The organism is Sutterella megalosphaeroides (assembly GCF_003609995.1).
Classification (GTDB): domain Bacteria; phylum Pseudomonadota; class Gammaproteobacteria; order Burkholderiales; family Burkholderiaceae_F; genus Sutterella; species Sutterella megalosphaeroides.
The window spans coordinates 1,260,960-1,280,462 of record NZ_AP018786.1; the positions used below are offsets into that span (position 1 = coordinate 1,260,960).

Consider the following 19,503-nt stretch of genomic DNA (forward strand, 5'->3'; position numbering starts at 1 on the left):
AAGGACACACCGGGCGCGGCGCGCCCGACGGACTCTCCCGAAACAAAACGACCGAAGCATTGCAGGACGCTTCGGTCGTTTGTTTTTGAGTAGGCCCTTTCGAGCTCGCTCAGACGTTTTCGGCCGCAAGGAGCGCCGTGAGGCCCGCTGTCAGGCGTTCGTGCGCTTCGGTAAGCGCCGGGAGGTGCTTTTCGGCTTCTTCCCAGTTTCCCGCGCGCAGGCACTCGGTCATGGCGGAGGCCGCTTCGTAGAGGGGCACGACGGAAAGGTTCCCCGCGACCCCTTTCAGGGTGTGGGCGGCGCGAAAGGCCGTTTCAAGGTTCTTCGTGCGGAACCCTTCGAGGCAGAGCGCGTAGTGGCCGTCGTCGAGATAGCGGCCGAGGATGCGCTTGAAGAGCTTTTCGCTTCCGTTCAGGCGAAGCATCGCGTCTTCCACGTCGATGCCGAGCGGGGAGAGTTGAGAGAAGAAGCGGTCGGTCATGGGGGTGATCGGGCGGTTGATCGGTAGATCGGTTGGAGGGGGAGACGGAAACGCTCCCCAACAGAGAAAAAGCGCCGTTCGTCCGTGGGCGAGCGGCGCTTCGGCTTTCGGCGAAGCCGGGGAACTCGGGAAGGGTGAGCGGGTCCCCGGGGGCTTCGCGCGGGAAGTCGGTTACTGGACCTTGGCGGCCTTCACGATTTCCTGGAAGTGAGCCTGAACCTTCTGGTTGGCGAGCGCGTTGCGAAGAACGGGCTTCTGGCTTTCAAAGGACGGGAAGAGCTCGGCCTTGCGCTTCGCTTCGAGCTTCACGACGTGGAAGCCGAACTGCGTGCGAACTGGGGTCTGAGCGACTTCACCGGGCTTGAGAGCCGAGAAAGCCGTCCCGAAGGCGGGAACGAAGGAGCGGGGAACGACCCAACCCAAGAGGCCGCCCTGAGCCTTGCTGCCGGTGTCTTCGGAGAATTCGGTGGCGAGCTTGCCGAAGTCCGAACCCTTGTTGATGCGGGAGATGAGGTTCTTCGCCTGGTCTTCCGTCTTCACGAGGATGTGGCGGACCTGGTATTCGGTGTCGCCGTAAGCGGCCTTTTCACGGTCGTAGGCGGCCTTGAGGTCGGCTTCGGAGACGGGGTTCTTCTTGGCCCAGTCCTGGGCGAGGGCCGTGACGAGAATCTGCTGGCGGGCGTTTTCGATCGCCTGCTTGACGGCGTCCTGGTTTTCAACCTTGGCCTTCTTGGCTTCCTGGAGGAGAACCTTCTGCTGAACGAGGATGTTCTTCACCTGGCGTTCGAGCTCGTCGCCCGCGGGCTGGCCCTGAGCGATCGCGCGATCGTAGAGCACCTTCTGTTCGGCAACGGTCACGGTTTCGCCGTTCACCTTGAAGGCCTTGAGTTCGGCGCTGGCCGTGCCGGCGGTGATGAGAGCCGCAAGACCGAGGGCGATGACTTTCTTGTCCATTTTTTTAGCTTCCGAAAAAACGTTGGTATGGTTGACGGAATTCGCGGCCCTCAGTACGGCCGCGGGTCCCACCGAGAATTGGGCCGATAAAGATTTTTTAATTCTGCCGCTCGACCGCGTGCTTCGTCATATAGAAAGCAACGCCAATTGTAAAAATCATTGTCAAGGCGGTCAGGCCGAAAAGCTTGAAGTCGACCCAGACATCGGTCGAAAAGAGGTAGGCGACTGCAAGGTTGACGCAGCCGATGGCGGCGAAAAAGAGGATCCAGAGGTTCTGCACGGTGCGCCAGGCGGCGTCGGGCATGTCGATCTGACTCTTCATCAGAGCGCGCATGAAGTTCCTGCCCGCGAAGTTTCCGTAGACGAGGATCGAGCCGAAGACCCAGTAGAGGATCGTGGGCTTCCACTTGATGAACATTTCGTTCTTGAGCCAGAGCGTCAAGCCCCCGAAGACGACGATCACCGCGAGGCTGATCCAGAGCATCGTTTCGACGCGCTGTCCTTTGATCTTGAGCCAGCCGATCTGGCAGAAGGTGGCGACGATCGCCACGATGGTCGCAAGGAAAACGGGCGCGGTCATGGGCGTGACGCCTTCGCCCATGACGGACTGCGCCAGGGAGAGCGCGTCCGCGGAGAAGTGTTCGGAGAGTTTGAAGGTCGCGAAAAAGAGAATGACGGGAAAGAGGTCGAAGAGTAGTTTCATGGCGTTGCCGCCCTCCGACGGGCGGCCCGGTGCGTTTGGAACCGAAGAAGGATAGCAGAGCGCGGGCACACCTTTCGGAAGAAACGTTCGCCCGCTCGACGATTCGTTCGGCGTTGCCGTTCGCGCCGTGCGGCGCCTCTCTCCCCCTTGCCGGGCTCTTCCGATGCCTCCATCGGACCTCGGACGGGAAAACCCCTTCGGATGAAGCAGCGAGCCTTCGTAACAAAGCCTTCCGCACGGTAACATTACCGAACGTTTTCCCGCTTCCCGGTCACCCTTGCCCGGCCTTGGGAGCGTAGAGTTCGGGAAGACCGAATAACTTTCGACGGCCCGCGCGGCCGTCCGGCCCGCCCGCGGGGTTTTCCCGCGCCCGGACGGGCTCGGACAACACGCCGCCCGCAGAGCCGCCCACCCGAGAGTTTCTTGTTATGAATAAAAAAGCGGCAATGATGATGACTGCGGCCGCCGTCGCGACGATCGGATGCGTCAACGCGGCCGAGGAGAAAAACATGAACGACATGACGCCCGTCCCGGTTGTCACGGTCGAAGGGATGACGGAATACCGCATGCCCAACGGCCTCAAGATCGTCCTCTACCCGGACGCCTCGAAGCCCACCGCCACGGTCAACATGACCTATCGCGTGGGCTCGCGCCACGAGAATTACGGCGAAACGGGGATGGCGCACCTGCTTGAGCACCTGATGTTCAAAGGGTCGAAAAACTATCCCTCGCCCACGAGCGAATTCACGAAGCGGGGCTTCCGCATGAACGGCTCCACGTGGCTCGATCGCACGAACTACTTCGTCTCCTTCACGGCGTCGGACGACAACATGAAGTGGGCGCTCGGCTGGCAGGCCGACGCCATGGTGAATTCCTTCATCGCGCAAAAGGACCTCGACACCGAGATGACGGTTGTGCGCAACGAATACGAAATGGGTGAGAACAAGCCCGTTTCCGTCATGATGAAGCGCATGCAGAGCGTGCTCTTCGACTGGCACTCGTACGGCCGCAGCACGATCGGTGCGAGGAGCGACATCGAAAACGTCGAAATCGAAAACCTTCAGGCCTTCTACCGCAAGTACTACCAGCCCGACAACGCGGTGCTGACGGTTTCGGGCAAATTCGACCCCGAAACGGTGCTCGGTTGGATCAAGGACGACTTCGGTGCGATTCCGAAACCCGAGCGCGTTCTCCCGAAGGAGTGGACGGTCGAGCCCGTCGCCGACGGCGAGCGCGAATTCACGATCCGTCGTCAGGGCGAAACGCAGCTCGTGGCCGTGGGCTACCGCATTCCGGCCGCACTTCACGACGACTACGAACCGACCGCGATGGCGGCGCAAATCCTCGCCGACGCGCCGACGGGACGCCTTTATAAGGAGCTCGTCGAAACGGGTCTCGCGACCCAGGTCTTCGGCTGGCCGATTGCGGCCGAAAAGCCCGGCTTCGTCATGTTCGGCGCGCTCGTCAAGAAGGGCGACGACATCAACATCGTGAAGACGAAGCTCGTCGACGCGATTGAAAACGCCTTTGCCCGTACGCCCGCCACCGCCGAAGAACTCGGTCGTCAGCAGGCCGACCAGGCGACGATGTTCGAGCGCACGCTCTCCGACCCCGAGCAGTTCGGGGTCGGGCTTTCGGAATACATCGCGCTCGGCGACTGGCGGCTCTTCTTCGCGGACCGCGAAATGGTGCGCGACGTGAAGCCCGAGGACGTCGATCGTGCGGCGAAGACCTACTTCGTGCGCGATAATCGCGTTGTGGGCCTATACATCCCGACCGACGAAACGAAGCGTGCCGAAATCACGGCTGCTCCGGGCGTCGACGAGGTGCTCTCACGTTACACCTTCTCCGAAAAGGGTTCCGAAGCCGAAGCCTTCGACGTCTCGCAGGACAACATCGACAAGCGTACGACGCTCGTTGATATCGGCGACGTCAAGGTCGCGCTCCTTCCCAAGAAGACCCGCGGCGAAACGGTCGTCGTGCAGATGCAGTTCAACAACGGCAACAACGAAACCTCGGTGAACGCCGCGATTCCGATGCTCGCCGTTGCGATGCTCTCCCGCGGCACGGACACCCTGACGCGCGATCAGATCGACGACAAGTTCACGGCTCTCAAGATGGAAGGTTCTCCCTTCGGCTTCACGACGGACCGCGAACATCTCGTCGAAGCGCTTGCCTTCGTGGGCGATCTCTATTCGAAGTCGACCTTCCCCGAGAAGGAGTTCGAAACCCTGAAGCGCCAGACGCTCGTCGGCCTGCAGTCGCGCTCGGATGACCCGCGCGTCAAGGGGCGCGACGCGATGACGCGTCACTTCAACACCTACCCGCAGGGGGACGCCCGCTATACGGAAACCTCCGAAGAGCTCGCAGCCGAAGTGGAAAAGGCGACGCTTGAGGACGTGCGAAACTATTGGCAGCGTGTTTTCGGCGTGACGAAGGGGACGCTTGCGGTCGTAGGCGACTTTGATCCGAAGGAGGTCGAAGAGGCTTTGAAGTCGAAAGTCATCGGGGTCAAGAAGGCCGAAGTGCCCTTCGAGCGCATTGTGAGCGAGTACCGTGAGGTGAAGCCCGCGCGCTTCGTCGTCGATACGCCCGAAAAGGAAAACGCGGTTCTCATGGCCCGCGTCGACTTTGCGGCGAACCTGGCGGATCGCGACATGCCCGCGCTTATCACGGCCGACTGGATCCTCGGCGGTTCGAGCGGTCTTTCGAATCGCATCGTGACGCGTCTGCGTCAGAAGGAAGGCCTCTCCTACGGCGCTTCCTCGAACGTGACGATCCCCGCCTTCGGCAACCGCGCCAAGTGGTCGATCGGTGCGATCGTGGCGCCGCAGAATCTCGCGCAGGCCGAAGCGAGCCTCAAGGACGAGCTTCGCAAAGCGTTGAAGGACGGCATCACCGAGCAGGAACTCGAAGAAGCCAAGCGCGGCATGATCGAAAACCGCGCGGTCAACCGCGCGCAGGACGGCATGCTGGCGGCGGGCTGGACGAGCAACCTCGAAATGGGCCGCACCTGGAGCTTCTCGAAGGAAACCGAAGACGCCATCCGCGCCCTCACGGTGAAGGACGTCAATGCGGCGATTGCCCGCATCGCCGATCCCGATCGCATGTCCTTCGTTCTCGCGGGCGACCGCGCCAAGGCAAAGGCTGCCGGGAAGGACTTCTTCGGCGAATAAGCGGCGCTTCTCTTCGAAGCATCGCAGTCCGTGCGGGTCTCCCGCACGGACTTCCACAAAGAACCGCGCTCTTCCGGGCGCGGTTTTTTCTCGACTGCTCTCGAAGCGGTCTATTCGTTTGACGCTCGGTTGCTTGGGTGTGTCCGACGAGTTTCTGAGTATACTGTGGAGTATCGATTTCGCCGGCAGTGGGACGACTTCCGTATGTCGGCTGGAAAATTAGAACTATTGGGGTATTTCCTTAGAGAATGAAATTGGGGCGAGCATCCCGAAAAAAAACTGCTCATCGTTTTGGCCTGTGTTGCAGGACTTGAACTATGGATACATTTCGGTGGTCGCACATCAAACGAAAGTGCACTGCTGAAAGCATGAGAAGGGCGAGGTGGAAAATGACGAAACGCTATACTCCTGATGAAATGGCTTGCGTGATGAGCCATATCGAAAAGTGTTTCGGGTCGGTTGCAACTATCCTGCACGAAATCGTTTCGCCCGATATTCATGTCGACATTTGTGTGATACCTCCCCACGACGACAGTGCCTACTACACGCTCGTCACGATGGGAATGGGGGCTCATCGCATGAATGTCCCGGATGAGCTCAAAGGAAGACTTTTCGACCGGGCTGAATTGGTAATTGCCTTGCCTAAGGACTGGCAAATCCAATCCCAAGAAAAACAGTGGTATTGGCCAATTCGATTGCTAAAGGATCTGGCACGACTACCCGCTCAAATGGATACTTGGTTGGGTTGGGGGCATGCAGTTGACAATCCGGTACCCTATGCCGATAACGTCCCGTTCAGTTCGTCTATGTTGATTGGTGCGCAGGCAGGTAACGAAGGTGCCGCTTTCTGCAGACTACCCGATAGGGATGAGGTAAATTTCTACCAGGTCATTCCGCTCTATCCCGAGGAATCGGTATTTCACACTGAGAAAGGTGCAAATGCTCTTCTTGAGCGCTTACGGGCAGTCAGCTGGGTCGTGGATACGGAGCGTCCCAATGTCTTAGATGAAGAAGACGTTCCCAATGAGTTGCTCGACGATGCCGATTGGCATCTGGAGTCTATTGAAGAAAAGGGACTTGCGGTTGACGAAATCGTCGCATTCAATCATCTGGCCATCTTTTTGCGATGGTGCATAGAACATCAACTCATGGGGGAGACCTTCTCGCAAGACTTTCCTGAAGTGCTCGAAAATCCAAAAGACTTGCGAAGCTTCATTCGCGACAAGCTTGACGGCAAACTTTTAAGATCCATGTTGAATGACAAGGGGTACGATTTTGCTCGTTACTATTACGGTGATAATCAGCAGCCGCCGTATTATCCTTGCGATGTTGATGATCATGCGTTCCGGTTTTTTGGGGCAGAGCGTTATTTCAGTGCTGAATTTCAGGACGAAGCCTATCTCTTTGTCCCATTTGATGAGCGCTACTATGAAGAAATAGCCGAGGTTATTCAAACTCGATGGGGCGCTTGGAAGAACTTACAGACAAATGCAGTTGACTGGGATGGGCCTACCTCTTTGAACGCGGCCTTTGAGAAGTATCTGGGATGTCCGACCGAATACTTTCCGCCTATGCCCGATGACGATCCTTTGCGCGCAGCGATCGCCTATGCAACTCGATACGGACTGCGAGACGGCTTTGTTCCCGTCCTGATTGTTGAAGACGAAACTTTGTGGGAAACACTTATTCTCAACTCTGATCCGGAAAACGACGGTGCGGGAGATTACAAATTTGATCCGGACAGGGTTGCTGAATACCGCAAGAAATTGTTGGAAAATCCGATCAAAAATTCATCAGAAGTTCTGGATCGTTTGATCGGAGATAGGGGGTGCGAGGCCGAGAATGATGAAATGGACTGGGATGAAGAAATTCTTGGAAAAGTTGTTGGCGGCGAGTCAATCGATCACAATGTATGGTGGAATTCCGAGACGAAACTAACTCATCCCGTCATATTGGCCAAGATTCCTGTTAAGAAGCCCTGGGAAATCTTTGCCTGGTTGCCGTTTGGCGGGTGGAATGACTGTCCGTCCCCCGAAGATATGATGGCTATAACCAAACATTGGTATGAAAAGTACGGGGCCGTCCCTATCGTCTTGTCACACGATGAGCTTGAAATGTCCGTTCCTCAAGCGGTACCCATGAACGATGCCTTGGGGTTGGCACAAGAGCTTTATGGGGTTTGCCCCGATGTGATTGATCAGGGCTCTGAAGATGAAGCTACGGTCGGACACCTTGCTGCCTCTTTGAGCCAGTCCAAACTTTGGTACTTCTGGTGGGATTGAGTATTCCCAAATAGGATTTTTTTCCCGTAACAGATGAAAAACGCCCCGGCAGGCCAAAGCCTGCCAGGGCGGGGGTTTCTCCGCGCGTCTCATGGACGACGCGCATTGAGAGAGGAAGGATTACTTCTTCGCGGCATCCTGCTGCTTGGCGAAGATGTAGGCCTGCTGGCCGGCGATGCGACCGAAGGTCACGATGTCGGCCTGGGCGTTGCCGCCGAGGCGGTTGCCGCCGTGCACGCCGCCCGTGATTTCACCCGCGGCGAAGAGGCCCGGGATGATCTGGCCCTTGGTGCTGTAGACCTGGGTCTTCGAGTCGATCTTGATACCGCCCATCGTGTGGTGGACGGCCGGGGTCACGAGGATCGCGTAGAAGGGGCCCTTGTCGAGGTCGCGCGGCATGTCGGCGCGGCCGAAGGCATCCTTCGAAGCGGCCTTGCCCTTCTTCCAGTCTTCCATCGTGGCCTTGAGCGTGGCGGCGTCGACGCCCATCTTGCCGGCGACTTCGTCAAGCGTTTCGCCCGAGAGGCAGTACGACTGCTTGATGTAGCCGTTCGTCGCCTTGAGGGACTTCTGCATGTCGGAGTCGAAGAAGAGGTAGGCCACGCCGTCCTTCTGCTTGAGGATGGCGGCGGAGACCGCGTCGCGCGTGTCGAGTTCGTTGAAGAAGCGCTTGCCGTCCTTGTTGATGAGGACCGCACCGTTGCCGCGAACGGCTTCGGTGATCATTTCGCCGACCTTCGGCACGACGGTCGGGTGGGTCTGGATTTCTTCCATCTGGATGAGGGCGGCACCGGCTTCCTTCGCCATCTTGATGCCGTCGCCCGTGGCGCCCGGATGGTTCGTCGTGGCAAAGCCCTTCAGACGGGGCACGTAGGAGGCAACGAGTTCGTTGTTCGCGCCGAAGCCGCCCGCGGCGTTCACAACGGCCTTCGACTTGACGGTGTATTCGCCGTCCTTGCCCTTCACCTTGACGCCGATCACCTTGCCCGACTTGTCCTTCAGGATTTCGGTCGCCTGGGTGTTCGTGCGGATGTCGATGTTGCGGGCCTTGGCGGCCGTGTAGAGGGTGCGGATCACTTCGGGACCGACGAGAGCGCCGCCCGTGGGACGGTGCGTACGGGCCTGCGAAGCGCCGGCCATGAGGCCCACGTCGCGCAGGTCGCCGCCGAGGGCGAGGAGCCATTCAACGGACGAAGCGGACTTTTCGCAGAGCGTGCGGACGAGTTCGGGGTCGTTCTTCCAGTGGCCGCCCTTCATCGTGTCGAAGTACATGATTTCGACGGAGTCCTTCGTGCCCTTGGCGGCCTGAAGGGCCGTACCCGTGGCGTTGAGACCGCCGGCGGCGCGGATCGTGTTACCGCCCACCATGGCCATCTTTTCGAGCACGACGACCTTGGCGCCGAGGTCGTTGGCCTGGACGGCGGCGGAAAGGCCGGCACCGCCCGCACCGATAACGGCGACGTCAACCGTGATGTCTTCGGCGGCGTTGGCAAGGCCGAAGCAGGAGGCGACGGCGGCAGCAACAAGAATCTTCTTCATCTGAATTTTCCTCGAAAGTTTTTTCTGAAGCGGTCCGCCCGTAAGGTGGTCCCGGACCGCAGAAGCGGTCTTGGCCGCTTCGTTAGGTAGGAATGCTACGGGAATCGAAATGTAAAGACGGCCGAATTTTTTTGAAGCAGCTCAAAAGTACGGGCGATAGCTCGTCGAAAGGAGGTAGATTTCACGGGCGGAAATCCTTCTGGTTCCGAAAACTACTCTCTAAAAGTTATAGTGAAAACCCTTATGTATAGTTTGGAGGCAGTCGCATCTCGTCCGATTTGCGGGCGGTTCGGACGGTAGAATTTCGGTTTCCGGCTTCTTTTCGTCGTTTCCTGCCGGTCGGTCTTTTTCCGATAGGTTTTGGGTACGGCTTCGATACGTTTTGCTTCGCCACATGTCGCCCGCCGCTTTCGATCCTTCCGCCCCCGCTCCTTCGCTTCCCACAGACTCCGTCGACGCCGCATCTTTCCGTGCATCTCGTGCCTTTCGTCGTCTTTTCGAGCGCGAAGCCGCGCTCGTGCCCGGCCTCACGCCCGAAGCGCTCTTCAAGCTCCTTCCCGAGGACGTGCGGATTCTTGCGCGCGACGACGCGGACTACCCGAGCGCCTTCGCGCTTTTGAAGGACGCCCCCGAGGTGCTCGTTTGCGAAGGAGATCCGACGCTTCTCGAATGCGAAGCGACTGTGTCGATCGTGGGATCTCGGAATGCCTCCGAAGCCCGCACCGCGAGCACGTTTGAGGCGGCCCAGGGCCTTGCGGAACGGGGCTTCACCGTCGTTTCGGGCTTGGCGGCAGGCATTGACCGTGCCGCGCACGAAGGGGCCCTGGCCGCTCGTCGTCCGTCGGGGGCCGTCGGGCGAACGGCGGCCGTTCTCGGCACGCCCCTGGCAGCGCCCTGGCCCGAAGAAAATGCGGAGCTCGCGCGTCGCATCGCTCGCGATGGCGTGCTTCTTTCGGAAGCGCCCCAGGCGGCGGGACTCTCGTTCACCCCCGAAGCGCGCACGGCGAGTCTTCACGCGCGAAACCGCCTTGTTGCGGCTCTCGGTCGGGGGACGCTCGTCATGGCGGCCGAAAGCGGCTCGAGTACGCTCATCGAAGCGCGTGCGGCACTTGCCCTCGGGAAGACCGTTCTCATCTGGCACGAAGCGGCCGGGGATTCGGGTGCCCGGGAGTTGCTCGACGAATACCGTGAGAGCCCCGAACGCGTGCGGGTGGTCGCATCTGCCGACGAGGTCGCCGAACTGCTTTCCCCCTGGCAGGAAGTGTGGTGGCTGTGAGGCGCACCTCATCCGAATCCATCCGAATCCATTCGTACGGCAGCAAACTTCACTCGAATTCCGTATTTTCCGACGCCCGAAGATCTCGGAAGGCCTTCGAAGGCTTCCGAAGGCTCCCAAAGGCTTCCAACACCGCGGGCGTCGGTCAATCTTTTCAACACTTGTTTCCAAGGACCCCCATGTTTCTCGACCGCTCGCTCGTGATTTTCGACCTTGACGGCACCCTCATCGATTCGCTCGGCATTTGGAGTCTCGTCGACTCCGCACTCGTCGAAGAGCTTTCGCGCGATCACGTGCGCCTTACCGAAGAAGAGGCCTACGACCTGCGCGTCGTGTCGCTTTCGCGTTACGGCGAAGGGTCGGAGGCGTACGTGAAGTACTGCGCCGACCTCAAGGCGAAATTCGACATGCCCGGTACGCCCGAAGAGATCCATACGCGCCGCTACCAAATCGCACAGGACTTCCTGCGCGAGAAGGTGGTCTGGCAGCCGGGCGCGGCCTCGTTCGTTCGGCGCCTCCACGATGCGGGCGTCAAGCTTGCGATTGCGACGACGACGCGCCGCCGCAACGTCGACGTCTATTCGAATGAGAACGAAGCGATGCGCAAGGAAGCCGTGATTTACGAGCTCTTTTCGGTCGTGAAGACGCGCGACGACGTGAGCGCGACGAAGCCCGATCCCGAGGTTCTCCAACGCATCCTCGAAGAAACCGGCACGACCCCGAAGGACGCTCTCATGATCGAAGATGCCACGGCGGGCCTTCGCGCGGCCGCTGCGGCCGGGGTCGACGCGATCGTGATTTCGGAACGTCACTCGGAAGGGGAACGCGCGACGAACGACGCGCTTGCCCTGCGACGGTTCGAGTCCTACGAGGAACTCCACCGACTCCTCGACGAGGAAGAGCGCGCGGGCCTGCGCCCGGGCGCTTCCCGCGACTGACGCGGCCGTCGCAACGGACACGACCAAAACGATCGAAACGAACGGGCGCCCGAGAGGGCGCCCCGAAAGAGCGCGGAGAGGAGCGAGGAGACCCCGCGCGGCGCTCTGCGCGCCCGTACGTCCGATTCCGGAAACCTCGGTGAAAACAACTATTTTTTCACCGATTTTTAGCTCGCACAAGAGGGATTACGCTCGATTGGCGCAAACCTTGTCCGACAACAAGGTCTCTCGGGAAAGCGGTATCCGAGCGGGGCGTAAACCGCTACTATTCCCCTAGCGGGGCCGGTACGCTCCTCTCTCTGAGCGCCCGCTGTCAAACACCTCCTGGCGCAGCCGGGCAGCTCGCGTCATCGGCCTCGTCTCTTGTCCCGCAACGATCTACTCCCCGCCACTTCCCGAATCGTAGATGTTGCGGGAGTTTTTTGTCCGCGGTCCGTATAATTTTCGCTTCCGACATACTTCGCGCCTTACGGAGGCCATTTTTTATGACGACCGAATCCACGGCCCTTGCCGTTCCGCCCACGCTTGAGGATCCCGACACGCTCGCTGAGCTGCTCACCTACGCGGGCGGCGAATTTTTGCGCGCGCTTCGCATCGAAGACCCCGAAGAGGCCGCCCGCAAGGTCTCCGAAGTGCTCTTCGGTCTCGCCGGCGTCTTCTCCGAAGAAAGCGGCATCGTGCAGCTCCCGAAGGGCTGGACGCTCGCGGGTGCGGGCGCTCGCCTTCGCAACGATGAAATCGTCGTTGCGCGTCTGAAGGAACTCTCCGACGAAGATCGCGCCCTCTTTGACGAAGACGACCAGATCATCGTCCTTGCGATTCAGGTCTTCTTCGAAGAAATCGAAGAGCTCGCGCGCGATTGGTTCGAGCGCAACAACGCGGAAGCGTTCGACGACGAAGCGATTCACCGGTTCCTCGCCGACCCCGTCGTGCACCTCATGGTGCTGGAATTCGGCTCCTGGCTTCTCGGCGAATCGACCGACGAGAAGACGGCGAAGGACGCGGAGGCGGCGGAATGACCGAGGCTGCGACCGACGCGAAAAAGATCGAAGTGTTCGACCGCGCGACGCTTCTTTTGACGCTGCGCCTTACCTTCGAAGCCGTTTTTCAACAGATTGCCGACGTCCGTCAGGGGAAGCTCACCCCGGATGAAGCCGCCGAGCGCGACGACGCGGCCGTTCGAGCGATGGCCCGCGTGCTGATGGGCGAAAACGACGCCGTGACGACGGAGCTTCCCTACGTCGGGGGCGCGCTCGTCGAGAAACTGCGCGCCGCGGAGCCGCAGCTTTTCGAAGGGGTCGAAAGCGACAACCCCCGTGCGCTCATGGTGGGCGCGTGCCGCATGTTCATGAAGGAAATTTACGGGACGATCCGCGAGCTCGTGCGCGCGAATCCGCCTCTGAGCGACGACGAAAAGAAGGAACGGGTCCTGGGGCTCGTCGCCCTCTGGGAGCGTCGCTTCACGGGCTCGACCGACAACTGAGAGGAGAAGCGTCATGGCTCGATGCGGATCCGGATGCGCCTCCGATTGCCGGCGCTCCTGCGGGCACGACCACGGCTCGAAGGCCGAACGGCGCCCCGATTTGCTCTCGATCGAAGTGGTCGAGGGACTTCTCGGGCAGGCGTGCCGCAATATGAAAAAGCGCTTTGAAGCCGAACTCGCGGGCGAAATGAGCGCCGACGAACACGTCGAGCGCACCGAAGCGCTCGTCGATTGGCTGACGCTCACGTTCGCGGGCGAAAATCCCCATTTCGAAGACACGGGCGAGTGGCTGCCCTCGGGGCTCGCCGAGTACCTGCGCGAGACGGACGAAACGCTCCGTTCGGGGTTCGCGTCGGACCGCACCGTGATCGAGCGCGCTGCGCGGCAGTTCGTCACCGAAACGGCGGGCGCGCTCGCTTACTTCCACGAACACCCAGCGGAAGGCTCGGTCGACGACTTCCTCGGCTTTCACGGCGCGCGTTGGGCGCGTCGCCTGACGGGGATGTACGAGGGGTGACGGCGGACGCTCCGCCAGAAAGCACGGAAACAGCACGGAAAAAGCGCTCGGACTTTTCGAAGCCGGGCGCTTTTCCTTTTTCCTCCTTATTTCCGGATGCCCGACTGGCCGATTGTCCGATTGGCTCTTCGCGTTTTCGCCCCGGAAACGGGTAAATCCTGTCGTCGGCTTGCGCTTTCTCAAGGAAGGAAGACGCGCCCCGCGAAAGGCGCCCGCAGGCGCGTCGCGCCGCACGGAATTTGCTACGATGAAAGTTTCCCCGGCGTTTCGGGGACGGGTGAGGTGCGCGCTCGGGGCTTTGAACCCGGCGACCAAAACGACAACATGTCCGACAGGTTCAAGAGCCGTGTCGGATGCCGATCGCACCGCCCGCTTTCAAACTCAGGAGGCCCACCATGCTTTTCGAAGACCTTCGTGATTTTCTTCAGGTTCGCCCCGGCAACGGCATTCTGGAAATGCGCGACGACCGTGTGACGACGCCCTTTGCGATTCCCGGCTCGACGGAACGCGTCGCCGTGTCGGTGCGTGCGATGGAAGGGGGCTTTTACTTCGTGCACGACGACGGCGCGATGAAGCGTCTCCTCCCCGAATTTGACGTCGTGACGAAGTCCCCCGTGTTCGCGGGCGTTCAGGACGAGTGGATCCGCTGCGGTCTGCAAGTCGACGAAGAAGGCCGCATTTTCACGACGACCGATGAAACGGGGATGCTCGAAGCCGTCGCGCGCGTGATCGAAGCGCAGATCGAGCTCGGGGCCCTGTGCCTCGCGTTCGTCGGCCACGCGAATGCCGGCATGCCGAAGTGCGCTTCTTCTTCCTGCTCCGCGGCCCATGACTGAGTCCTTGGGATCGGGGCGACCGACCAACCGCGCGCTCGCCCAAGCCGACATGGCCGCCATCATGGGGCGGCTCTCGCCCGACGCGCTTCGCACGCTGCGGGCGGTCGCGGCCATGCGTCATCGACCGCCCGAAGAGGTTCTGAGGGAAGAGCTCGAAGGGTACGTCGCCGACCAGATTCCCGCCGTGGACGTCGAGGGAATCATTCGACTCATGGGGGCCCGACTCTACGAAATCGGCTACCTCGTGGGGTCGATGAAGCGCTTCATCCGAAAGCACCGCTCCTAAAGCCGCAAAAGAAGGCCTGCGAGATGAGTCCCGCGGGCTTTCGAACATGTGCGACCGGCTTCGGCCTCCCAATAGGCGGAAACGCCGCCGCCGTGGGTGATATCGGCAAAGCTCTGAAAGAGCTTGTCGACGAGCGGTGTTTTGATTGTTGCGGCGCACACGGCGTTGACGCGGATGCCTTTCGGGCCGAGGTCGATCGCCATGCTGCGGGCGATCCGGCCGATGGCGCCTTTCGTGAGGCCGTAGCCGAAGCTGTTGGGCTTCCCGATGCAGCACCGGTCCGACGCATTGATGAGGACGGAGCTACCGCGCTTCTTCGCAAAAACGCGAAACCCCCGAAAAATCGGGGGTTTCGAGAGCGAGTAGGGCGGATCTCAACGCGTGCCCATCATCGCGTTCTTCAGGCGGTCGTCGATGGGACGGTCGCCAATCCAAATCGCGAGCACCGCATCGTAGAGGGCCTTGCCGGCGATGGAGGGACCCACGGGCTTGCCGTTCAAGCGCAGCGTCGTACCGGTTGCGGGCGCGTACTCGAAGTCGACCATGTCGCCTTCTTTCACGTCGCCGATCGCACGCATAAGGTCCTTCAACTGATTGAGTTCGTTCGTGATCGCCTTTTTGCCCTCGGGCGTCAGGTTGGCATCAAGCCCCGACTCGAGCGCTTCAATGAAGTCGGCGCCCTTCACGTGACGCAGCAGCCCGAGACGAACGGCGCGCGGCGCATCGGCGGCGAAAACATCCGCGGTCGAGGCGGCGTGCTTTTCAACGTAGAGCGCCGCACCATAGACCTTGAAGAAAACGATCTGGCGAAGCCCCGCACCCTGCAGAAGGAGCGTTTTGCCGGCCAGGGGGATGCTACCCGTGAACGTGACGTCGCCCACCTTGATGTCAGCAGGAACGGCTGCGGCAGCGGGCGCCGCAGGAGAGTTCGGAGCGTCGGCCGCAAGAACCGTACCTGCGCCGAGGCCGAGAGCGAGAAGAAGGCCGGCAATGGTGTTGCGCATGAAGGATTCTCCTATGTTTCAGCGTTGCTGTTTTGGTGCTTTCGGGGTGGATTTCAAGTGTTCGGGCGCAAAGATTATCACGCGAACCGACACGTCGTCATCGGTCGTTTGGGGGATCCGCCCGGTATTGCGCTTCGCGCGCTTTGCGCTCGGCGATGCGCTTCAAGCGCCGCTGCGTCGAGAGGACGCTCCCCGTTTGGAGCGCCACCGAGAGGCAGATAAGCGCAAGCCCCCCGTAGAACTCAAGTCCGAGTTCGTGCGCTTCCCCGAAGAGAATCATCGCGAGGATGATCGAATAGACGGGTTCGAGGTTGTAGGAGAGATTTACCGTGAAGGCCGAAATCTTTTCAAGCGACTGGATCTGCAGGATGTACATCCCGAGCGTGCAGAAGGTGGCGAAGATCACGAGCCAGAGCCAGTCGATCGGCTGCGGGAGCACATTTTGGGGCGGCATCAGGGTGAGGTACGCGGGCAAAAGGGCGAGTGCCGACACGAAGCCCCCGGTGAGCTGCCAGCTCATCACCGTGACGGACGAATACTTCGCGCGGTACTTTCGGAAGTAGACGGCCAACGCCGCGGCCGCCGCCGCGCTCGCCAGCCCGAAGGCGATCCCGAGCCGGTAGCGGGTGTCGAAGTGGAAAATCAGGTAGATCCCGAGCACCGTGAGGCACGAGAAAAGGATTTCCTTCGGCTTCACGCGCGAGCCCGTCATGAGGGGCTCAAGGAGCGCCGTGAAAAAGCCGATCGACGAAAAGGCGACGACGCCGATCGAGACGCTCGAGGCTTTGATCGAGGCGTAGAAAAGCGTCCACTGCAGCATGAGGAGCGCCCCCACGAGCATGATCCCGATCCGATCGCGCGGCGTGACGCGTTCGATGCGGCCCGTGAACCAGGCCCAGAGCCAGAGGAGGCCGCCTGCAATGACGATGCGCCAAAAAACGATAAGGCCGGGCGTGAGTTCGATGAGTTTTCCGAAGATGCCGGTCCAGCCGGCGAGCAGAATCGAGAGGTGAAGTTGCAGGAAAGCTTTTTTCATGGCGGCGAGGGCATCCGCAAAAAAAAATGTAAAGATTCGGCGGACGGGACGACGCGCGCCCCGTCGGGAATTCGTTCGGGCACGAGCATAGCAAAAAACCGACCGAGAGCCGCTCTGCGGGCTGTTTTTCAGGCGCTTCGGGCGTTTCGGGACGGTCGGGTGCCGCTTCAAGCTCGTCGAAAAAATCATCGACTGTAAAGTGGACCGCTCGGTAGTTGATACGAAGACAAGGACGGATACAAAAATTTGCGCGCGCTTTGCAAAACGGGGAGAATGAGGGTAAGGAAAAAGCCTTAGGAAGCCTTGGGAATCGGGATCTTCTTCCGTGAGGGAAGAAGCGGACGGTTCCAAGGAAGGGAGGTACTATGACAAGCCGCCATGAACATCAACCCGGTGAACGCGGACGTGCGCTTCTCTTCATCCTCTTCCTGGTCGTGCTTGCCATCGTGCTGAAGGGCATGGGCTGGTGCATCGGGGGCGTGTGCGAGGTCGGTACCGACATGCTGCTTCCGTGACGACCGAGGAAGTGACAGCCGCGCAGCGCAAAGTTCCGGAGATCGAAAAGAAGAAGCTGTACAAACAAAGAAAAACGAGCTACTATCGGAACTAAGGAAAGTTTCCGCATGAAGCCTTCCGATAGGAGGTCCAAGCGAGGTACCTGAGGATACCTAAAGCCCGGTGAAAGCGGGTCGCCGCACAATGTGATCTCATCGCGCTTCGTGCACGAAAGGGCCGTGTCCCGTAAGACGCGGCCCTTTTGCTGTGCGCAGTTTTCGTTGCTTTCGGCGGCCGCGAACCCGGCTCCTTGCGGCGATGCAACAAAAAACGGGATGCCCGACCGCGAGCATCCCGTTTGCGTTTCAAAGGCCTCTCAAGCTCATTGCTCGCGCGCGGCGTTTTCGCCCGCGATGCGGCCCGACGTGTAGGCGACGGCCAAGCCCGTTCCCGACGTATAGACGCGGTTGTAGAACGGACGGTTCGCCATTTCGCCGCCGGCGTAAAGACCCTTGATGACGGAGCCGTCGGGGCGTAGCACCTGGAAGCGCTCGTTCGTGACGACGCCCCCGATCGTGCCGCCCGTACCGGGAAGGACGCGCACCGCGAAGAAGGGACCGGTCGTGAAGGGCTTCATGTAGGCAGGGTCCTTCCCGAAGACCGAGTCGCGTCCCTTTTCGCAATCGGCGTTGTAGGTGTCCATGGTCTTTTGAAGGGCGGACGGGTTGGTAAGCGCCATGCGACGACCGAGTTCGCTCCAGGTTTCCCCGTGCACGACCACGTCGTAGGTAAGGTAGCGCTTGAGAATTTCGGTCTTTTTCGGATCGCTCCCGTCGACGATCGCCCAGACCTGGCCCTGCATCGCGGCGGGATCCGTCACGTAGGGGCGGCTCTCGTCGACGAAGCGCTCGCCGCGCTCGTTCACGAAGACGCGGTCCTTGTATTTGTCCTTCGACGTGTAGGTGGAAGCAAGGATCGGGTACTTGGGAACAAGGTAAAGCCCGATCATCCAGCTGTCCTTGGCTTCCGCGGCGCCCGCATCGAGAGCCATCCGAAGGCCGTCCCCGGTCGAACCCTTGGCGCTTGCGGTCCAATCCGTGAAGGTCACCCACTGCGGCGCCCGTTCGACAAGCATCTCGACATTGCGCGCAAAGCCCCCCGTCGCGAGAACAACGGCTTTCGCTTTGAATTCATAGCGGTTCTTCCCGTCGTGGGCGCGCACGCCCGTCACGTCGCCGGCCGCGTTCGTCACGAGCTCGTAGGCGGCGGTGTTGGTACGCACCGGAACACCTCGGGCGTCCGTGTACTTTTTGAGGGCGGAAATGACGTAGGCACCCCCGCCCGCCGTCGATCCGCGACCGCTCGCGGGAACGGGCGAAGCCGCAGGCGCGTGAGCGCGCTCGGGGCCCCCGAACCCGAAGGGACGGGGCTTCGCGAATCGGAGACCCACCGTTTCTTCGAGCCAGTCGACGGTGGCGGCGGACTCGGCGGCGAGCGCCTTGACGCGCTCGACTTCGGGGTAGCCGTCTTCGCCCCCGGGGACGGACGACTTCTGGTCGTCAAGCCACAGTTGCGCAAAGGCTTCCGGACTGTCTTCGATGCCCGCACGGGCCTGAGCCTTTGAGCCGGCCGCCGCGATGGCGCCGCCCGAAAGCGCGGAGGAGCCGCCGATCAAGCCCATCTTTTCGAGTACCACCACCTTGGCGCCGAGCTCGGCCGCACGAGCGGCCGCGGCCATCCCGGTTCCGCCCGCGCCCACGACGACCACGTCCGTTTCAACGGTCGAAAGGGGGAGCGTGTTCGGGTCGATCGGGGTCGTATCCTTCGTGAAGTCGGCCGTATCGCCCCCGGCCTTCTCCACCGCCTCCCCGACCGCGCGCAAGAGGGCCGTGGTCGAGCGGGTGGCCCCTGAGACCGTGTCGACCGAGAGCGTCTGATCGGCGACGATCTTCGCCGCCACGTCCTTCATCGGCTGCAGCGCGATGTAGTCCGTTTCGTAGTTGTCGCCCACGACCACGTTCTCGATCGAATGCTTGCCGAGCGTGGTCGTGACGGTCAGAGGGCCGTTGTTGCCTCGGGTGACGATTTCGTAGGTGCCGGGCTTCATCTCGGCCGCAGAGGCCGGAAGAGCGAAGGACGCAACGGTCGCAACGGCCGCGAGGGCGGCCGCAAGGACGGTTTTTCGCATGCGGTGGTTCTCCTTGGGTCGGCGCTCGCAAAAGAATCGACCTTCGGTCGGGGTGCTTCGAGGGGCTTCGGGAGGCCTCGGGTGCCGGAACAAGCACGACGAGGCCGAGGCGACTCGAAAGCACGCGGCGCCGTTTCGCGAGCGCGCTGTGGTTTCCCGCGGACTATGCCGAAGCCGCCTTAAAGCGCGCTGAAAAACGGGCCTCGAAACTCGACCGAAAACCCGTCCGAACGCTTGGAAATTCGGGCAAAGCGTCGCTTGGAAAGTGCCGCAGGCGACTCTCGTGGAAATTCCTTAGGACGATGGAAC

The 19,503-nt window shown here is 60.9% G+C and carries 18 protein-coding genes; 10 read left to right on the forward strand and 8 right to left on the reverse strand.

Annotated elements, in window-relative coordinates; genetic code table 11:
* Positions 1 to 109: 109 nt before the first annotated feature.
* The 3 genes from S6FBBBH3_RS05375 to S6FBBBH3_RS05385 form a co-directional block, all read right to left on the reverse strand.
* On the reverse strand, positions 110 to 481 hold the full coding sequence (locus S6FBBBH3_RS05375) for an Hpt domain-containing protein (RefSeq protein WP_120176770.1): 372 nt from the start codon (positions 479 to 481) through the stop codon (positions 110 to 112).
* 171 nt (positions 482 to 652) lie between these two features.
* Complete coding sequence (locus S6FBBBH3_RS05380) at positions 653 to 1,435, reverse strand: foldase protein PrsA (protein WP_120176771.1); 783 nt, start codon at positions 1,433 to 1,435, stop codon at positions 653 to 655.
* A gap of 97 nt (positions 1,436 to 1,532) precedes the next feature.
* Positions 1,533 to 2,138: a septation protein A gene (locus S6FBBBH3_RS05385; protein ID WP_120176772.1), complete on the reverse strand. Its 606-nt coding sequence runs from the start codon at positions 2,136 to 2,138 to the stop codon at positions 1,533 to 1,535.
* Positions 2,139 to 2,584: 446 nt separating this feature from the next.
* Here S6FBBBH3_RS05385 and S6FBBBH3_RS05390 point away from each other — a divergent pair, with 446 nt between their 5' ends.
* Both S6FBBBH3_RS05390 and S6FBBBH3_RS05395 read left to right on the forward strand, forming a co-directional pair.
* Positions 2,585 to 5,314: a M16 family metallopeptidase gene (locus tag S6FBBBH3_RS05390; protein WP_179950568.1), complete on the forward strand. Its 2,730-nt coding sequence runs from the start codon at positions 2,585 to 2,587 to the stop codon at positions 5,312 to 5,314.
* A gap of 389 nt (positions 5,315 to 5,703) precedes the next feature.
* A complete protein-coding gene (locus tag S6FBBBH3_RS05395; RefSeq protein WP_170143833.1) occupies positions 5,704 to 7,596 on the forward strand; it encodes a suppressor of fused domain protein in 1,893 nt (630 codons plus the stop codon).
* Between the two features lie 120 nt (positions 7,597 to 7,716).
* On the opposite strand, the gene S6FBBBH3_RS05400 is transcribed toward S6FBBBH3_RS05395, so the two are convergent.
* Positions 7,717 to 9,135 carry a flavocytochrome c gene (locus S6FBBBH3_RS05400; RefSeq protein ID WP_120176775.1) on the reverse strand — a complete coding sequence of 473 codons (1,419 nt, stop codon included), beginning with the start codon at positions 9,133 to 9,135 and terminating at the stop codon, positions 7,717 to 7,719.
* Between the two features lie 394 nt (positions 9,136 to 9,529).
* Between S6FBBBH3_RS05400 and S6FBBBH3_RS05405 the strand changes: the two genes are divergently transcribed.
* From S6FBBBH3_RS05405 to S6FBBBH3_RS05435, 7 genes are all read left to right on the forward strand, one after another.
* Positions 9,530 to 10,411 (forward strand): DNA-processing protein DprA, encoded by an 882-nt coding sequence (locus tag S6FBBBH3_RS05405; RefSeq protein ID WP_120176776.1) that lies wholly within the window; start codon positions 9,530 to 9,532, stop codon positions 10,409 to 10,411.
* Between the two features lie 179 nt (positions 10,412 to 10,590).
* Positions 10,591 to 11,349 carry an HAD family hydrolase gene (locus S6FBBBH3_RS05410; RefSeq protein ID WP_120176777.1) on the forward strand — a complete coding sequence of 253 codons (759 nt, stop codon included), beginning with the start codon at positions 10,591 to 10,593 and terminating at the stop codon, positions 11,347 to 11,349.
* A 485-nt stretch (positions 11,350 to 11,834) separates the two neighbouring features.
* The gene (locus S6FBBBH3_RS05415) at positions 11,835 to 12,368 is read left to right on the forward strand and encodes a hypothetical protein (RefSeq protein WP_120176778.1); all 534 of its coding nucleotides are present in this window, start codon (positions 11,835 to 11,837) and stop codon (positions 12,366 to 12,368) included.
* Positions 12,365 to 12,832 carry a hypothetical protein gene (locus S6FBBBH3_RS05420; RefSeq protein WP_120176779.1) on the forward strand — a complete coding sequence of 156 codons (468 nt, stop codon included), beginning with the start codon at positions 12,365 to 12,367 and terminating at the stop codon, positions 12,830 to 12,832. Before S6FBBBH3_RS05415 ends, S6FBBBH3_RS05420 begins: the two co-directional genes overlap by 4 nt.
* A gap of 13 nt (positions 12,833 to 12,845) precedes the next feature.
* Complete coding sequence (locus S6FBBBH3_RS05425) at positions 12,846 to 13,349, forward strand: hypothetical protein (protein WP_120176780.1); 504 nt, start codon at positions 12,846 to 12,848, stop codon at positions 13,347 to 13,349.
* Positions 13,350 to 13,744: 395 nt separating this feature from the next.
* Positions 13,745 to 14,185 carry a hypothetical protein gene (locus tag S6FBBBH3_RS05430; protein ID WP_120176781.1) on the forward strand — a complete coding sequence of 147 codons (441 nt, stop codon included), beginning with the start codon at positions 13,745 to 13,747 and terminating at the stop codon, positions 14,183 to 14,185.
* Complete coding sequence (locus S6FBBBH3_RS05435) at positions 14,178 to 14,471, forward strand: hypothetical protein (protein ID WP_120176782.1); 294 nt, start codon at positions 14,178 to 14,180, stop codon at positions 14,469 to 14,471. The genes S6FBBBH3_RS05430 and S6FBBBH3_RS05435 overlap by 8 nt, the downstream gene beginning before the upstream one ends.
* Here the strand turns inward: S6FBBBH3_RS05435 and S6FBBBH3_RS05440 are convergent.
* From S6FBBBH3_RS05440 to S6FBBBH3_RS05450, 3 genes are all read right to left on the reverse strand, one after another.
* A complete protein-coding gene (locus S6FBBBH3_RS05440; RefSeq protein WP_120176783.1) occupies positions 14,468 to 14,815 on the reverse strand; it encodes an SDR family oxidoreductase in 348 nt (115 codons plus the stop codon). The genes S6FBBBH3_RS05435 and S6FBBBH3_RS05440 overlap by 4 nt on opposite strands.
* A gap of 30 nt (positions 14,816 to 14,845) precedes the next feature.
* Positions 14,846 to 15,475 (reverse strand): chalcone isomerase family protein, encoded by a 630-nt coding sequence (locus tag S6FBBBH3_RS05445; protein WP_120176784.1) that lies wholly within the window; start codon positions 15,473 to 15,475, stop codon positions 14,846 to 14,848.
* Positions 15,476 to 15,572: 97 nt separating this feature from the next.
* A complete protein-coding gene (locus tag S6FBBBH3_RS05450; protein ID WP_120177834.1) occupies positions 15,573 to 16,511 on the reverse strand; it encodes a DMT family transporter in 939 nt (312 codons plus the stop codon).
* A 365-nt stretch (positions 16,512 to 16,876) separates the two neighbouring features.
* Here S6FBBBH3_RS05450 and S6FBBBH3_RS11060 point away from each other — a divergent pair, with 365 nt between their 5' ends.
* The gene (locus tag S6FBBBH3_RS11060; RefSeq protein ID WP_170143834.1) at positions 16,877 to 17,026 is read left to right on the forward strand and encodes a hypothetical protein; all 150 of its coding nucleotides are present in this window, start codon (positions 16,877 to 16,879) and stop codon (positions 17,024 to 17,026) included.
* A gap of 362 nt (positions 17,027 to 17,388) precedes the next feature.
* Here S6FBBBH3_RS11060 and S6FBBBH3_RS05455 read toward each other — a convergent pair whose 3' ends face one another.
* Positions 17,389 to 19,194 carry an FAD-dependent oxidoreductase gene (locus S6FBBBH3_RS05455; RefSeq protein ID WP_120176785.1) on the reverse strand — a complete coding sequence of 602 codons (1,806 nt, stop codon included), beginning with the start codon at positions 19,192 to 19,194 and terminating at the stop codon, positions 17,389 to 17,391.
* Positions 19,195 to 19,503: the final 309 nt, after the last annotated feature.

Coding starts and splice junctions, on each gene's coding strand:
- S6FBBBH3_RS05375 (WP_120176770.1), bottom strand. CDS start 481: ATGACCGACCGCTTCTTCTCTCAACTCTCCCCGCTCGGCATCGACGTG.
- S6FBBBH3_RS05380 (WP_120176771.1), bottom strand. CDS start 1,435: ATGGACAAGAAAGTCATCGCCCTCGGTCTTGCGGCTCTCATCACCGCC.
- S6FBBBH3_RS05385 (WP_120176772.1), bottom strand. CDS start 2,138: ATGAAACTACTCTTCGACCTCTTTCCCGTCATTCTCTTTTTCGCGACC.
- S6FBBBH3_RS05390 (WP_179950568.1), top strand. CDS start 2,585: ATGATGATGACTGCGGCCGCCGTCGCGACGATCGGATGCGTCAACGCG.
- S6FBBBH3_RS05395 (WP_170143833.1), top strand. CDS start 5,704: ATGACGAAACGCTATACTCCTGATGAAATGGCTTGCGTGATGAGCCAT.
- S6FBBBH3_RS05400 (WP_120176775.1), bottom strand. CDS start 9,135: ATGAAGAAGATTCTTGTTGCTGCCGCCGTCGCCTCCTGCTTCGGCCTT.
- S6FBBBH3_RS05405 (WP_120176776.1), top strand. CDS start 9,530: ATGTCGCCCGCCGCTTTCGATCCTTCCGCCCCCGCTCCTTCGCTTCCC.
- S6FBBBH3_RS05410 (WP_120176777.1), top strand. CDS start 10,591: ATGTTTCTCGACCGCTCGCTCGTGATTTTCGACCTTGACGGCACCCTC.
- S6FBBBH3_RS05415 (WP_120176778.1), top strand. CDS start 11,835: ATGACGACCGAATCCACGGCCCTTGCCGTTCCGCCCACGCTTGAGGAT.
- S6FBBBH3_RS05420 (WP_120176779.1), top strand. CDS start 12,365: ATGACCGAGGCTGCGACCGACGCGAAAAAGATCGAAGTGTTCGACCGC.
- S6FBBBH3_RS05425 (WP_120176780.1), top strand. CDS start 12,846: ATGGCTCGATGCGGATCCGGATGCGCCTCCGATTGCCGGCGCTCCTGC.
- S6FBBBH3_RS05430 (WP_120176781.1), top strand. CDS start 13,745: ATGCTTTTCGAAGACCTTCGTGATTTTCTTCAGGTTCGCCCCGGCAAC.
- S6FBBBH3_RS05435 (WP_120176782.1), top strand. CDS start 14,178: ATGACTGAGTCCTTGGGATCGGGGCGACCGACCAACCGCGCGCTCGCC.
- S6FBBBH3_RS05445 (WP_120176784.1), bottom strand. CDS start 15,475: ATGCGCAACACCATTGCCGGCCTTCTTCTCGCTCTCGGCCTCGGCGCA.
- S6FBBBH3_RS05450 (WP_120177834.1), bottom strand. CDS start 16,511: ATGAAAAAAGCTTTCCTGCAACTTCACCTCTCGATTCTGCTCGCCGGC.
- S6FBBBH3_RS11060 (WP_170143834.1), top strand. CDS start 16,877: ATGACAAGCCGCCATGAACATCAACCCGGTGAACGCGGACGTGCGCTT.
- S6FBBBH3_RS05455 (WP_120176785.1), bottom strand. CDS start 19,194: ATGCGAAAAACCGTCCTTGCGGCCGCCCTCGCGGCCGTTGCGACCGTT.